The sequence below is a fragment of the Acinetobacter cumulans genome, from assembly GCF_003024525.3.
GTDB classification, from domain to species: Bacteria; Pseudomonadota; Gammaproteobacteria; order Pseudomonadales; family Moraxellaceae; genus Acinetobacter; species Acinetobacter cumulans.
Genome location: NZ_CP035934.2, coordinates 3,240,520 through 3,256,366, shown reverse-complemented (window position 1 = coordinate 3,256,366; position 15,847 = coordinate 3,240,520). Strand labels below are relative to the sequence as shown.

Annotated in this window: 12 protein-coding genes; 8 read left to right on the top strand and 4 right to left on the bottom strand. The window is 39.7% G+C overall.

Features of this window, described 5'->3' with window-relative positions:
- Positions 1-299: 299 nt before the first annotated feature.
- Positions 300-1,007: an ion channel gene (locus C9E88_RS15315; protein ID WP_106984300.1), complete on the top strand. Its 708-nt coding sequence runs from the start codon at positions 300-302 to the stop codon at positions 1,005-1,007.
- 48 nt (positions 1,008-1,055) lie between these two features.
- Here C9E88_RS15315 and omp33-36 read toward each other — a convergent pair whose 3' ends face one another.
- Positions 1,056-1,934, bottom strand: a complete 879-nt coding sequence (gene omp33-36 / locus C9E88_RS15310; RefSeq protein ID WP_106984229.1) for a porin Omp33-36 — start codon at positions 1,932-1,934, stop codon at positions 1,056-1,058.
- Positions 1,935-3,006: 1,072 nt separating this feature from the next.
- Between omp33-36 and C9E88_RS15305 the strand changes: the two genes are divergently transcribed.
- Both C9E88_RS15305 and C9E88_RS15300 read left to right on the top strand, forming a co-directional pair.
- Positions 3,007-4,704 carry a GGDEF domain-containing protein gene (locus C9E88_RS15305; protein ID WP_227865822.1) on the top strand — a complete coding sequence of 566 codons (1,698 nt, stop codon included), beginning with the start codon at positions 3,007-3,009 and terminating at the stop codon, positions 4,702-4,704.
- A gap of 610 nt (positions 4,705-5,314) precedes the next feature.
- Positions 5,315-7,006 carry a P-loop NTPase fold protein gene (locus C9E88_RS15300; RefSeq protein WP_106984230.1) on the top strand — a complete coding sequence of 564 codons (1,692 nt, stop codon included), beginning with the start codon at positions 5,315-5,317 and terminating at the stop codon, positions 7,004-7,006.
- A gap of 111 nt (positions 7,007-7,117) precedes the next feature.
- Here C9E88_RS15300 and uvrA read toward each other — a convergent pair whose 3' ends face one another.
- The gene (uvrA, locus tag C9E88_RS15295) at positions 7,118-9,949 is read right to left on the bottom strand and encodes an excinuclease ABC subunit UvrA (RefSeq protein ID WP_106984231.1); all 2,832 of its coding nucleotides are present in this window, start codon (positions 9,947-9,949) and stop codon (positions 7,118-7,120) included.
- Between the two features lie 209 nt (positions 9,950-10,158).
- On the opposite strand from uvrA, the gene C9E88_RS15290 reads away from it, so the two are divergent.
- Positions 10,159-10,518, top strand: coding sequence for a DUF1304 domain-containing protein (locus C9E88_RS15290; protein ID WP_218646761.1), 360 nt, complete (start codon positions 10,159-10,161; stop codon positions 10,516-10,518).
- A gap of 79 nt (positions 10,519-10,597) precedes the next feature.
- Here C9E88_RS15290 and C9E88_RS15285 read toward each other — a convergent pair whose 3' ends face one another.
- A complete protein-coding gene (locus C9E88_RS15285) occupies positions 10,598-10,972 on the bottom strand; it encodes a hypothetical protein (protein ID WP_106984232.1) in 375 nt (124 codons plus the stop codon).
- Between the two features lie 195 nt (positions 10,973-11,167).
- On the opposite strand from C9E88_RS15285, the gene C9E88_RS15280 reads away from it, so the two are divergent.
- Positions 11,168-11,515 carry a GlpM family protein gene (locus tag C9E88_RS15280; RefSeq protein ID WP_106984233.1) on the top strand — a complete coding sequence of 116 codons (348 nt, stop codon included), beginning with the start codon at positions 11,168-11,170 and terminating at the stop codon, positions 11,513-11,515.
- A 66-nt stretch (positions 11,516-11,581) separates the two neighbouring features.
- Here the strand turns inward: C9E88_RS15280 and tenA are convergent, their stop codons facing one another.
- Entirely contained in the window at positions 11,582-12,256 is a 675-nt protein-coding gene (tenA, locus tag C9E88_RS15275) for a thiaminase II (RefSeq protein WP_106984234.1), read from the bottom strand.
- Positions 12,257-12,539: 283 nt separating this feature from the next.
- Between tenA and C9E88_RS15270 the strand changes: the two genes are divergently transcribed.
- The 3 genes from C9E88_RS15270 to ssb all read left to right on the top strand — a co-directional run bounded on the left by C9E88_RS15270 (position 12,540) and on the right by ssb (position 15,789).
- Positions 12,540-13,625, top strand: a complete 1,086-nt coding sequence (locus tag C9E88_RS15270) for a DUF475 domain-containing protein (protein WP_106984235.1) — start codon at positions 12,540-12,542, stop codon at positions 13,623-13,625.
- Positions 13,626-13,773: 148 nt separating this feature from the next.
- Entirely contained in the window at positions 13,774-15,138 is a 1,365-nt protein-coding gene (locus tag C9E88_RS15265) for an MFS transporter (protein ID WP_106984303.1), read from the top strand.
- Between the two features lie 51 nt (positions 15,139-15,189).
- Entirely contained in the window at positions 15,190-15,789 is a 600-nt protein-coding gene (gene ssb / locus C9E88_RS15260) for a single-stranded DNA-binding protein (RefSeq protein WP_106984236.1), read from the top strand.
- Positions 15,790-15,847 lie beyond the last annotated feature (58 nt).

Here is a 15,847-nt window from a genome sequence, read left to right as displayed (position 1 = left end):
TAGATAACAAGTGTTCTCATTTTAGTTTGACATGCATTGAATTTTTTAGAAAAAAATAATCAATTTTCTTGTATTGCATATTGATGCTATGAATCAATTTATGAAATTTATCATGTAAATATTTATTGATAAAGATGAACATAATTCTTTTCATCCAAAGCAATATAATAAAGCTTCTTGAATTTTTTGGAGAAATGGTGCCTATTGGCAAACAGCAGTATCAATTTTTATATAAAGAATCAGCGATCCAGATGGTAGTGGATATTGATGCGATGAAAAACAAAAAGGATAAAGTGTTTATGCGGGCATTTATTGATTTTTGGAAAGGCTTTCGCTTGTTGCCTTCGGCTTGGTTGTTACTCACACAATTTGTGATTTTAATACTCACAGCTTTTGCCCGTGAAAGTTCATCATTTCGCGCTTTATTGTGGGTCATGGGCGTATTGGTGTTATTGATTATTGCCAAAGTCATTCGACAAACTCCAATGTTTACAATTTTAGGGCTGAGTTTTGTCGGATGTGCGGTGCTATTTTCAACCCTAATTATATTTGGGGTAAATGATCCAAATATTCAGATCATTGCTCATGCATTTGAAGCTTGTGCTTACTTGAGTGCGGCTTATGGTGTAGTACGTTATATGTTTTCGGACCGTTACTTAACCAAAGATGAATTATTTGCTGCGGGTACTGTTTTTACTTTAATTGCATGGGCTTTTGCTTTCTTATATAGCATTTGTCAGTTAATTTATCCCGATAGTTTTATGAACCCAACTAAGCCAGGCTTACAGTCTTGGCTTGATCTCTTATTCTTGAGTTTTAGCTTACAGTCAGCGACAGGTTTGTCTGATTTAATGCCGATGAGCGCGCCAGCACGTGTATTGGCGATGCTACAAATGTTTTGTGGAGTGATGTACTTGACTTTGGTGGTGTCACGCTTAATTGCTTTACATTACATTGCCTATTTACCCAATCAGAAAACAAATAAAAACGATGATGATGCAACATAAAAAAGGACGCTGAAAAGCGTCCTTTTTTGATTCAGATTCTAAAATGAATTAGAAACGGAATTTTGCATTTACGCCAACAGTTTGAGTATCTGTTTTCGCGTTGTTTGTAGCATTAACGTTTACATAGTCAACACCAACAGCAACAGCTGGAGTGATGAAGTAGTTAGCATTCACGCCCCAAGCTTCTTTGTTGTTCACAGCGCCGTTAGCTTGTGCATAAGAAGCACCTACGCTTAGAGCTGGGTTGATGTATAAATCAGTTTTTAAGCCGTAAGCATTTTTTTCAGCAAACAAAGCGTTAGTTTCGAAACCGATCGCCATGTTAGTGCCGTCAATCGCGCCAACGTATTTAGTACGTGCAGTGATTGCGTCTTGGTCTTTACCAATAGTTTGTTGTTCTTGAGCTGCTTGAGCTACGCCATTCGCAAGAATACCGAATGCATCGTAAGCAACTTGGTTAGGAGCGCTTGTATAACCTAAAGCAACTAAGAAGTTAGGCGCAACTACAGCACCAAGTTCTACAGAGAAACGGTCGCCGTGGTCGTCAGCTTTGTGATCTTTGTTGTCAATAATTGTGTTGCTGTAAGATGCGCTAGCATATACAGGAACATATTTAGTTGGAACGTAAGCTTCAGCTTTAGCACCAATTGTGTGAGTGTTTTGGTCAGCAATACCATTTACATCGTATTCGCCGTAGTTATACGCCAAAGATGCATTTGAAGCTTGGTTTAAGAATGCTGCTTCAGCCAATGGACCTTTAGAAGAGTCAACATTTTTGAAATAGTAAGTACCTTGTACAGCACCTGTGAAGTTTTTGCTATTTACAGTGTTGTCGATGTATTCTGATTGACCTTGTACTTCTACTTGGTACGCTTGTGCACCGGTCATGGCTAATAATAAAGCAGAGGCTAAACCGAGTTTTTTCATGAGAATTACCAGTTATGTTACTAATGGATTAAACATTGAGCATTGTATTGTAACAATTTATTAAGTCAATGATCTTAAAAGCAATTAAATTCATGAAAAGTATTTTGTTTGTTTTTTGATCAAAAAGAAGTTTTTCTATAAAATAATGTCAACCAATTAAAAAAATGATTCATAACAATGCACTCAGTGCGCTCTACAGCACATTGATAGAAAAAAAATGCCCAGAAATAAGTCATTTATTAATTGTAAAAAGCGATTAAAATCAAAATAAACTAAGTAAATTTCAATTGTTCAAAAAATAAACCAAATGAAAATAGTGCGTATAAATGAGTAAATAATGTGACTTGGTGTTGTTTAAAATAGTCAAAAAAAACGGAATGGTATAAAAAATAGACACTAGTTGGTGAATAATGTGATTTAATATGCATAATTGTTGCAATTTAGTGTTGTATTTCAATCCTTACTGAATTAATATACTTTACAAGTTCTACAATTATTATCATAATTGAAAGATCGAATACGACATTGTTTATTAAAATGTTGTGATTGGATTCTCCATAAATGATTTATTTTATATGCCCAGCTTTCCCCAAGGTTGGGCTTTTTTTTGTCTAATTTTTTAATTTTAGCTTACGACTCTGCTGTGCGAATAAATGATAAAAATGCCTGAAGAAGGCAAGGCATAAAAATATTCCTTTTATATTTTATGCATCAATATGGTGCGTTTATTGTATGTTAAAAACCAGCTAAACTTTTTAAATGGCAAAAAAAATCCCAGTTTTGAAACAAAACTGGGATTTTTACGCCAAAATTTGCGGGAAAACTAAAAAATCTGCTGAGGAATTAATTAGATTGCCCTAATGCGGTGCATTATGCACTAATTTGTAGCGTGTGTAAATATTTTCTATGCAATGTACATAAAAAACTCTATCTGAATTAAAAAAATCAGGAGTTTATTGCTCAATTGTGGCTTAATTTTTTGGAAACTATGTATTCGATTGCTATAATTGAGTAAAAATACAGCTGTATTTTTCGACACAGCCAGAGCGAAAGTAAATTTAAGGTATGGGTTATGCACGAATTGCGTTCTGAGCATTTAAGCAAACGTTTAAATTTAGCGATGCTCATTATCGTGGTTTCAGTGCTCATGTTGGCATTGCCACTCATTATCCAAAGTTATCAGCGCTATCAAAAAAATGCAGTCGCGCTTTCAGAAATGCAAAGTTTAAAAGCGGTGGCAGAACTCGCTAATTTGATTTCATCTGAGCGTGGCCCAGCCAACAGTGCAATGTCGAGTACAAAAGCAGAATTGCAGACACACCGTTTGGCTTTAAATACACGACGTGCAGAAGTCGATCAGGCTCTGCAACGGACATTAGTGACCTTGAAGCAGTCGCAGAATGAGATCGGAACACAAAAAATAGTGTCACAATTGGTGCCAGCATTGAAGCATGGTCGCGATGCTGTTGATGCTTATATTGATTTACCCATAGAGCAACGTTCATCGGTTCAATTGAACCATGCCATTCGTACCATGTTTAGTGTATGGGATGAAAGCTATGATATTTTGCAGTCACTGGTAGATCATTCCCACGGACAAGAAACAGCCAGCTCACATTACTATCCACTGATTTTATTGCTTGCCGATTTGCGTGATCAGGCAGGTCGATCGGCTTCAAATATTATTGCGGCTGTGGCATTTAATGAAAGTATTCCTGAAGATGATTTGGCCAGATCATTGCAGACACAACGCCAAAGTCGATATTTGTGGAAGTTGATTGATGTGATTCATCCCAATAACGTGCAGAGTGCTGAATTTACGCGTTTGCATCAGCAAGTCAAAACTCGGTTTTTAGACCAAGGTTTACCTTTGGTCGATGGCCTATTATTTAATAGCTTGCATCATGAGCCTTATACGCTAAGTAGTATTGAACTAACACAGAAAATTGTGGGCCACTTTCGTTCTGTGGTGGAATTACAAAACTACATTTTAGACAGCAGTGTATTACAGGCAGAAGCTGAGTTAAATGCAGCGCGAACTAAATTGTTATACACCTTAGTGTCGGTCTTTTTATGTTTGGCTGCGGTCATTGTTACCATGATTTATGCCAAAAAATGGGTCTTTGCGCCTTTGATACATGCTCGACAGCAACTTTTTGATTTGGCACAAGATCAAGCAGAGCGTGGTAGCGCTTCGGCATCACATTCCGTCAGTTTATTTGATGCCATTTTTCATTTAAAACAGAAATTACAAGAACGTGATGCTTTGGAGTTTCAACTTAAGCACCACGCGTATACAGACTCGTTAACGGGTGTATCAAACCGTTTTGCTTTAATGAAATATGTGGCTTTGATTGAACAAAGTCATCAGAACTTTTCAAATCATTGCATGATTTTGTTTGATGTTGATAAGTTTAAAGCGGTGAATGATCAACATGGCCATGTTGTGGGGGATCGGGTGATTGAAGCAGTCGCTTTGACGATGAAAGATCATATCCGTGCAACAGATATGTTGGTGCGTTACGGTGGTGATGAGTTTTTAATTTTATTGGAACATGTGGATTTGGCTCAGGCTTTGCAGATTGCTGAAAAAGTTCGTTTGGCTGTTTTGGACATTATGCTTCAAGTTGGAAATTCAGCTCAGCCACTGACGGTGTCGGTGAGTGCAGGTGTGGCTACAGGTGAGCAGACATGGGTAGATTTATTAGAAAAAGCGGATGAGGCTTTGTTTCGTGCCAAGGTGAAAGGTCGAAATGTTGTTTCGGATTAAATGTTGTGTTGCTCGGTTTTACTTTTGATTGAGTGTGTTGGTATTGCGCTAATTAAATTTTAGTGAAGATTCGTTTCAAGTATTAGTTCTAAGCATTCTCGATTTGCATTGGGGGATTGAGTTTCCAATGCGTAGGATATTCCTACTTTTGAAAGCACAAAAGTAGACAAAATGCTTGTGTTTGGTTGAGAGTGCATCCGTGCTGTCCAAATTGAGTTTTATAAAAAATAGAATGTCTGCACGTCCTTGTTTTACAATGTGATTGCTTTTCCATTTCGTAGAAAGTTCCTACTTTTGAAAGCACAAAATTAGGCAAAATGCTTTTTGTTTGGCAGAGGGTGTATTTGTACTGTCCCAGTTATATTTTTAGTGAAGGTTGTTTTCAATTTAAAAGCTGAATGAATGTCCTTAACTTGCATTGGTGTTGAACTTCCATTGCGTAGGATATTCCTACTTTTGAAAGCACAAAAGTAGGCAAAATGCTTTTGTTTGACTGAGGGCACGTCCGTGCTGCCCCAGTCAAACTGGCGACATCCATGTCGCTGTCATGTGATTGAATTTAGATTGATTTATAGATATAAAAGAGACAAATCCTTAATATTCCTAAAAAATGAATCAGGCTCAAGAACAACGTTTAGAAGAAATTTTTCGTAAAAATGATAATAAGGGGATCGCAATTGCGATTACGGGCTCATGGGGCATTGGAAAAACTTTCTTTTGGAAGGATTTTTTAGCAAGACAATTGTCACAAGAAAGAACTTTTAGAAATGAAAAGATTTTTAATCGTAAATATGCGTATGTTTCGCTATTTGGTTTGGAATCTTTGAGTGATTTAAAAACACAGATATATAGCAATATTGAAAATAATCATTCTTCAATGGAAGTTCCAAAATGGCTTAAAGGGTTGCCTGCAATTTTTAAAGATACGCGTATTAATCAATTAGGGATTAGTGCTCCAGCAAAGCTTATTGATACTTTAATGTTTAGCCAAGTTAAAGATGCGATTATTTGTTTTGATGACTTTGAACGTATGTCAAACAAGCTTGACATTAAGGATGTGATGGGCTTAGCGAATCAGCTTAAATTAGAAAAATATTGTCAGATAGTTTTGATTTTAGATGAAACAAAAACTGAAGATAAAAACAAAGAAAAATATGCTGAATATAAAGAAAAGTTAATTGATGAAACTATTAAAATAACATCTGTTGAGCCCTTAATTCGTGCTAATACAAAAGGAATAGATGAATCTCTGGTTGATTTGATGGTGAAGTTTGCAGAAGAGTTAGAGATTCATAATTTTAGATTTTTTCAAAAGGTCATAAAGCTGTATAGGATATTTGTAGAACAATTACCGGAAGAAATAGCAGAGTCAACAAAAGAAAATATCTTATTAAGAATCTTACAAGGCTATTTTATTGAGGATTTTGGAGTTGCTAGAGAAATTTCTTGGGCTGATTGTCGATATATTCATGAAGAAAGGAAGAAAGAATGGAGTGATGTAAAGTTAAAAAACTATGCAATGTTACGGCAGTCTTTTCCGAACCCATTTATTAGAATGGATGAGTGGGGTGGTAAATTAAAAAAATGGTTTGAACAATCGGATGATTGGGATTTAGATGGGATAAAGGCATTAGCTAATTCAGAGCAAATATCTGAGAAAAATAATGAAATAAAAGATAATTTTAATCAGCTTTTACATGATTTTTTGGGCTTACAAGCTCGTGAAAGTTTTCCACAAGATTTATATGAAATAACCCAGAAAGTTATTGGTCTTGAAAATCTTGGAATGATTAGTTTTGCAATTAAAGTTTTAGAGATATTTGGGCATATTGACAAGGTAAAGGATTTAGAGCGTTTGACATGTGGGTGGATACGTGAGCAGATACTTAAAAAGCGCAGATCATTTGTAGGAGTAAATCATTTAGGTGATATTAGACCTGCTTTTAACGATTGTATTGAGAAGTTGGAACTTAGTTCTGAAAACTTACCCGTATTGATAGATGCAGTGTTCAAAATATATATTAACGGTGCTTGGAGTAATGAAGATAAATTATCAGTAGAAAATGCCACCAAAAAAGAGTGGAAAGATTTACTATTTAGAAAAATTCCTCAAGATGAGCGATTCAGTACCATTAATATTAATAGTAGTTATGTTGTTAACAAAATACTTGAAAAACCGTTGATTTCAAATTTTGAAGTTACATTTAGGAAAATGGTTATCGAAATCTATGAAGAGAAAGGTAAAGAATCAGAATTTCATAAAAAGTATATGGATTATCTGATAATTCGGCTAGAGAACTAAATATCCCCTAACCCTGAGCCATATATGGCGCAAGAAAAAAGAAGGGTGACTCCATTAAATTAATATTGGAATACTCCCTCCTTTGGAAAAGGAGGGTTGGGGAGGATTAAACTATTTCAACATCGGCTTTAAGAATCTCGCTGTATGCGAAACCTTATTTTTAGCAACTTCTTCAGGCGTGCCTTCAGCCACAATCATACCGCCGCCTGAACCGCCCTCAGGGCCTAAGTCCACAATCCAGTCTGCGGTTTTAATCACATCCAAATTATGCTCAATCACCACAATGGTATTACCTTTATTGCGCAGTTCATGAAGAATGTCTAAGAGCTTGGCAATGTCGTGGAAATGCAAACCAGTCGTTGGCTCATCTAGCACGTATAGGGTTTTACCCGTATCACGTTTTGCCAATTCACGCGCCAGTTTTACACGTTGTGCTTCACCGCCTGACAGCGTGGTTGCAGACTGACCCAAACGGATGTAGCCCAAGCCAACCTGATGCAAAGTTTCTAAGCGACGGTGAATCACAGGAATGGCATCAAAGAAATGCATTGCATCTTCAACCGTCATATCCAACACGTCTGAAATGTTTTTACCTTTATAGCCGACTTCCAAAGTTTCACGGTTATAGCGTTTGCCGTGGCAGGCATCGCAAGGCACATACATATCAGGCAAGAAATGCATGGCAACTTTAATCATGCCGTCGCCTTCACAGGCTTCACAGCGACCACCTTTTACGTTAAACGAGAAACGACCTGCCGCATAACCACGTGCTTTGGCTTCTTGGGTTTGTGCGAACAATTCACGAATCGGCGTAAACAAACCTGTATAAGTTGCAGGGTTCGAACGTGGGGTACGGCCAATTGGGCTTTGGTCAATATCCACGACTTTATCAAGGAATTGTAAACCATCAATCGAATCGAATTTTTCAGCAGTTAAAGTCGTTGCACCATTCAACTGTGTTGCCGCCAGCGGTAAAAGGGTACGGTTAATCAGTGTCGATTTACCTGAACCAGATACCCCCGTCACACAAGTCATAATGCCTAAAGGAATGGTTAGATCGACATTTTTTAGATTATGACCCGCAGCGCCCATCAGCTTGATTTGTTCTTCAGGTTTTGGCGGTTGCACACGTGTTTTAGGCACTTCAATTTTCAGTTTGCCTGAAAGGTAATTGCCAGTCAGCGAATTTTCATTTTTTAGAATTTCATCGTATGTGCCTTCGGCAATCACATGACCGCCATGAATCCCTGCGCCTGGGCCAATATCAATAATATGATCGGCTGCACGAATAGCATCTTCATCATGTTCAACCACTAAAACCGTGTTGCCTAAGTCACGCAGGCGCACCAAAGTTTCGAGCAAACGGTCGTTATCGCGTTGATGTAAACCAATAGAAGGTTCATCCAGCACGTACATCACACCCATTAGGCCTGCACCAATTTGCGAAGCCAAACGAATACGCTGTGCCTCACCGCCAGAAAGGGTTTCTGCCGAGCGAGATAGGCTTAAATAATTCAAACCAACAGAGACAAGGAAGTGCAAACGCTCACGGATTTCTTTAAAAATCTTATCGGCGATTTCACCTTTTGCACCTTCCAAATTTAGGTCTTGATAATAGTTTTCCGCATCGCCAATCGACATTTTAGTGATTTCAGCAATGGTTTTGTCTTTCACGCGTACATGGCGGGAAATTTCATTTAGACGTGAACCACCACAAGCATCACAAGCGGCATTAGACAGATACTGTGCTAAATCTTCACGGACATAGTTACTTTCAGTTTCGCGGTAACGACGTTCCAGATGTGGCAAAATCCCTTCAAACGCTTGAACACGACTGTGCTTACGGCCACGTTCATCGATATAGCTCAGATCAACTTTTTCTTTGCCTGTGCCATACAAAAATTTCTTTTTGGTTTCCGCATCCAGTTCATTCCACGGCGTATCCAGTGAGAAGCCAAAATGGGCAGCCACTTTTTCAATCATGCTGTAGTAGTAAGGACGTTGACGATCCCAACCACGGATTGCCCCTTGGCTGATACTCACTTCATTATTGGGAATCAGTTTGTCAGCACTAAAATGACTACGAGTCCCTAAACCGTCACAAGTCGGGCATGCGCCAAATGGGTTGTTAAATGAAAACAGGCGTGGCTCTAACTCGGCAACAGCACGGTCACATTCAGGGCAAGAGTGTTTGGCTGAAAATACACGATCGTCTTGTTCGCCTTTCATCCAAGACAAAATGGCAATATCGCCACCTAGACGCAACGCAGTTTCAAAACTTTCGGCGATACGGTTGCCTAAGTCATCACGGACTTTAAAGCGGTCAACCACCACTTCAATGGTGTGTTTTTTCTTTTTATCCAGTTCTGGAATTGGGTCGAGGTCAACAATTTCGCCATCGACACGGGCACGGACAAAACCTTGGCTTTGTAGCTGTTCAAATAAATTCGAATATTCACCTTTACGCTCACGTACCACAGGAGCAAGTAGCATTAAAGCTGTGCCTTCTTCTAAGCCTTTAACGGCATCGACCATTTCTGAGATGGTTTGCGCCACCATCGGCAGGTCATGTTCAGGACAGTAGGGCGTGCCGACACGTGCATACAGTAAACGCAAATAGTCGTAAATTTCAGTAATTGTGCCCACTGTTGAGCGTGGATTATGGCTAGTAGATTTCTGCTCAATGGCAATCGCAGGGCTTAAGCCTTCAATTGAGTCGACTTCAGGTTTTTCCATTTGCGACAGGAATTGACGCGCATAAGCCGAAAGAGATTCCACATAACGGCGTTGACCTTCGGCATACAGGGTGTCAAAGGCAAGGGAAGATTTACCAGAACCCGAAAGCCCCGTAATCACCACGAATTTGTCGCGGGGAATATCAAGGTTCACATTTTTTAAATTATGGGTGCGTGCGCCTCGAATTCGGATATGGCTTTGGCTCATGAAATGATCCTAAAAAATTATTTTCAATACAGCTCTATATGATAGCGCATGAAAAATGTTCAAGTGTTATTCAGATGATTTTAAGGGTCAATTTATGTCGTCTTGCATGCAATTTTTCATATTTGGCCCAACTGTTGTATTGTAAAACGGCATAGGTGCTATGTAATGCTTCTATTGAATAAAAATAACGTGAATCAAGGAGTGTAAAGATGATACTCGGCCAATTGTGTATCGCATTAGTAGCAATCTTACATATTGGGTTTTTAGTACTCGAAATGTTCTTATGGGATAAACCCTTGGGCATGAAAGTTTTTGGCAATACGCCACAAAAAGCACAACTGACCAAAGTACTTGCGCAAAATCAGGGTCTGTATAATGGTTTCTTGGCTGCAGGCTTGATTTGGTCAATTTGTGCAACAGACGCTTTTGCCATTTCATTGGCCAATTTCTTTTTGGGCTGTGTCATTGTGGCAGGCGTTTATGGGGCAATAACTGTCAGTAAAAAGATTTTATATGTTCAAGCCTTACCTGCGCTCATTGCATTGTTGGTGGTGAATGTTATGGCTTAAAGTTTCTGCGCACTGAAACCTAAAAAGGATGCTCATGTCCGATTTAGGCTTCAAATGATTTTAACAATCAGCGCGTAGATTAACAGGCACGTGAGTACGGGCGTTCAAAGATCGATTCGATTTCTTCAAAGGCTTGAGTTCTCGGAAGTTCGTGATGTGTACGTGCATAAAAATTAATTTCGTTTTCTAAGGTATTTAAAAATTGATTGTAGTCGGTTGCAAAATGATGTAAGTCGAGTAAATCCATCCGTTGTGACAAATGACATTGATATTGCTGAATAAACTGCAACATCAGTTTTTGAATATGAACATTAGTAAAATAAATTAAATAGGTGGCGGCAGAACCACAATGGGTACAGCCTTTTTCTAAATACACTTCTTCACTGTTGAGCCAGCAACATTGCAATGTAAAAAATGCGCGGATGGCTTCTGTGCCTAAATTATTTTGGTGCATTTCTTTTGCCTCGCAAGGATAAATGAAAAAATAAATTATTGAATGATAATTATTATCATTTATTTTGCATGATTTGTGACATAAAGTCTAATGCTGATGCATTATTTTTTATGCTAGCTCAAATCAGGCAATATGTTTAAAACTGGGTAACAAGCGTAGACTACGCTTTTTTAATCTTGAACGATGGGATGGGCGATGCTGTCTTTATTTTTGAAATGTGTCATGGGGGCGGGCGTCGTGCTCCTGATTTCTATTCTTTCAAAAAGTAAGGCATTTTATATTGCAGGCTTAGTCCCACTTTTTCCTACTTTTGCTTTAATTGCACATGTGATTGTCGCGCAAGAGCGGGGCAGTGAGGCTTTAGCTCAAACCGCTTTATTTGGTTTGTGGGCATTGATTCCTTATTTTGTGTATTTGCTGGTGGTGTATGTGTTGGCAACGCGAATGTCCGTACTCTCATGTTTGAGTCTGGCGACGCTATGCTGGATCGTCGTGGCGGCGGGCCTGATTTATGGCTGGAATACTTATATGGCGAATGTGTAGCGGATTGCAAAGTTCGATTATATTGAAGGCAAATGTGAAGCCCACGTTGTGAGCTTCGTATAAGTATTATTCTGCGGTTAAGCCTGGCCATTTGGCTTGTTGGTAGGCACTGTCCCAAAACAGCCATTCTAACTCGGCACCGCGGGTATAGGCCTGATGCATTTTTTCTAAAGTATCGGCATCACAACGACTGGCTACACGGTCAATGGTTGCTAATACATTATTGACGGCTTGGTTAAATTCCTCGCCTGCATAGGTGTCGATCCATGCTTGATAAGGGTTATTCGGCACAGAATGATGCACAATGTTTTTGCCTACTTCAGCATAAATCCAAAAACATGGCAGTAAGGATGCCAATACCACGGGATAGCTTTCAGACCATGCAGTTGCCGTTAAAAATGAGCAATAATGGTGGCAAGCAAGGCTCAGTGGCGTATTGGTAAAGTCTTCGGCACTAATGTGAAAATTTTGAAAGAAGCTATTGTGCATATCACGTTCAAATACGATGGCCAATTTGGCAGCTTCGGAAAATTGAATAATATCTTCAGCATCAAAAGCTTTGGCAGCACAGACTGCTAAGGCACGTCCATAGTTCACTAAATAATGTGCATCTTGAATAATATAATGGCAAAAGGCCCCTTGCTCGAGGCGACCCTGTGCAAGTTCTTGGTTAAATGGGTGTGCCAATATTTTTTCATACAGATTGAGATTGCGTTGCCAAAGGGCTTCAGAAAAACGCATGAACATGTCCTATTTAAGCATCGTGTGCCAAGAGTAATCGATAAAGCGCAAAACACGGTTGTTGTTTTGAAAAATAAGCAGGGTGGTCAGTGGTTTTTAAACATAAAAAGGCCATAATAAGCACATTTTATGGTGTTCTTGATTAAAAGCTCACGCAATAGTCAGGTCAAATAAAAGTGAAACACAGCAAAGAACTTAGCGATAAGCAGTAAATAACGAAATCTAAGTTTTTGTTATGACTAACTTTTATGTATTCAAATACTTGTTTTAGGTCGATTGAATTATGTGGAAACATTTTGGTTTCTCTATTGTATTTACAATCGTGTGTTTAGCGATTTCTGCATATTGGGGGTTCAACCACGGACCCAATGCAGGCGTACAAGCCATGATTACTGCACTGACCATTACTGCGATTTTGGCAGTGATGGAAGTGTCTTTATCTTTTGATAATGCTGTCGTCAATGCATCCGTCCTACGAGGTTGGGATCATTTTTGGAAAATGATTTTCTTGACGGTGGGTATTGTGATTGCCGTATTTGGTATGCGTTTAGTGTTCCCAATTGTGATTGTGGCAGTGACCGCAGATATGGGCATGCTTGAAGTGGTGAATATGGCGTTAAATGATCCAACGCACTATTCTGAAAAGTTGATGGCACATCATGCTGAAATTGCAGCCTTTGGTGGCGCATTCTTGCTGTTGGTGTTTTTAAACTTCTTTTTGGATGAAGGCAAAGATACCCACTGGTTTAAGTGGATTGAACGTCGTTTAGCAAACTTGGCCAATGTTCCTGCAATGTCTGTGTTTATTGCATTGATTGCACTATTGATCATGGCAGCCAATGTGGATGAAAGCAAACGCTTAGTTGTGACGATGGCCGGTATTTGGGGCATCGTGATTTATATTGGCGTGCAAGTTTTAAGTCACTTATTGGGTGGCGAGCCAGAAGTAGATGAAAATGGCAATGCTATTGGTCATGACGCAAATGGTGCACCAACAGGTCTGATTAAAGCCGGCATTGGTGGCTTTATTTACCTTGAAGTTTTAGATGCATCATTTAGCTTTGACGGTGTGATTGGTGCATTTGCGATTACCTCAGATGTAGTCATCATTATGCTTGGTCTTGCCATTGGTGCGATGTTTGTACGTTCAATGACGATTTACTTGGTCGATAAAGGCACCTTGGATGCGTATATTTTCCTTGAACATGGTGCGCATTATGCGATTGGCGCTTTAGCATTCATTATGCTTGCCAGCGGTACAGGTGTACACATCCCAGAAGTGGTTACAGGCTTGATTGGTGTGGCATTTATTGTTTGGGCGGTCATCGCGTCAATTCAGTACAAAAAGCGTCAGGAACAACTCGGTTAAGTTTGATTTAAGAAAAACCAATACAATGAAAAGGGTGCAGTCATGCGCCCTTTTTTATTGCCCTTGAGTCATCAATACATCTGCATTGGTGGCAGGAATGATGTACGATAGTTGCACCAGTTTTTCTTTTAAATTTTCGCTTATTGATATGATGAATGCCTTAGAACGTCGCTCAACCTTTGCCCTAAGCAGTATTTTTGCATTGCGCATGTTGGGTTTGTTCATGATTATCCCCGTATTTTCAGTTGCGGGGCAGTCTTATCAATATGCAACGCCTGCGCTGATTGGTTTGGCGGTCGGGGTGTATGGTTTAACCCAAGCGATTTTACAAATTCCATTTAGCTTAATTGCAGACCGCTATAGCCGTAAGCCTTTGGTGGTGATTGGTCTATTGCTTTTTGCTTTAGGTGGTGCTGTAGCGGCCATGTCTGAAACCATTTACGGTGTCATTATTGGTCGTGCGATTGCTGGCGGTGGTGCTGTATCAGCAGTGGTGATGGCGCTTTTGGCGGATGTCACTCGAGAGGAACAACGCACCAAAGCAATGGCGGTCATGGGGATGAGCATTGGCTTATCCTTTGTGGTGGCATTTAGCCTAGGGCCGTGGCTCACCAGCTTGGTGGGAATTTCAGGTCTATTCTGGGTCACAACTGTGATGGGCTTGGCTGCCATTTCTATGCTTTTGCTGGTGCCGAAAGTAACGCGTCATCATCGAAATTTTCAGCAAGGTTATCTCACACAGCTCAAAGAAGTACTCAAAATGCCAGACCTCAACCGTCTGCATGTATCGGTATTTTCATTGCATTTATTGCTCACAGCGATGTTTATTTATGTGCCATCGCAGCTGATTGATTTTGCAAAAATCCCGTTATCGAGTCATGGTTTGGTGTACTTGCCATTACTGGTTATTAGCCTATTTTTTGCATTCCCAAGTATTATTTTGGCGGAAAAATATCGCAAAATGCGCGGTATTTTTCTTACCGCCATTGGTGGGATTATTTTAGGCTTATTGGTGCTGATCTTTGGTTTTGAATCCAAATACATCTTGCTTACAGGCTTAGGTTTATTCTTTATCGCCTTTAATGTCATGGAAGCATTGTTACCGTCTTGGCTATCTAAAGCTGCGCCTATTCAGTCTAAAGCGACAGCAATGGGCGTGAATGCCAGTAGTCAGTTTTTGGGTGCTTTCTTTGGAGGCATGCTGGGTGGGCAGTTACTTCAAATGCAAAATACTGCGATGGGCTGGGGCATTTTGTCTGGGATCGCTATTCTTTGGCTATTGATTAGCTTTGGTTTGGCACAGCCACGCTATTTATCTTCAATGGTTTTTCGTTTGCCTGAGGGCAAAGAAACAGATGAATGGACTTCTCAGCTTTTAGCAATTCGTGGTATTGAAGAGGTCGTGGTAATGGCCGACCAGCAAGTGGCGTATGTGAAAGTCGATAAGCAGCTCATAGATGAGTCAGCGCGACAACACTTAACGCAGTTGTTCGGGAAAGAGCTAGCCATTTAAGCATAACTCTTATAAAGTAAATAATAGAAACAAATAGGAAGAATACGTCTGATGCGTGGTGTAAATAAGGTCATTTTAGTTGGTACTTTAGGTCGTGATCCTGAAACCAAAACTTTTCCAAATGGCGGCTCTTTGACTCAGTTCTCAATTGCAACAAGCGACTCGTGGACTGATAAAAATACAGGTGAACGTAAAGAACAAACAGAATGGCACCGTATTGTATTGCACAATCGTTTAGGCGAAATTGCACAGCAATACCTACGCAAAGGTTCAAAAGTTTATATCGAAGGTTCACTACGTACGCGTCAGTGGACAGACCAAAATGGTCAAGAGCGCTACACGACTGAAATTCGTGGCGAACAAATGCAAATGCTAGACAATAACCGTCAGCAAGGCGAACAAGGCCAAGGTTTTGAACAGCCACGTTTTAACAACAATAATGGCGGTCAGCAAGGTAGTTACGGCCAGCAGGGCGGTTATGGTAATGCTAACCAAGGCGGTCAAGGTGGCTATGGTGGTGCTCAGCAAGGTGGTTTTAACAATAACCAATCAAATGGTTATGGTAATAACAATCCAGCTGCATTTGCGCCAAAACCACAAGCGGCACCTGCGGCTGCACCTGCAGATTTAGATGACGACCTTCCGTTTTAAGTCTGAAAAATCGTTATAAAAAACCGCCTGTAGTAGGCGGTTTTTTTATGTCATTGTA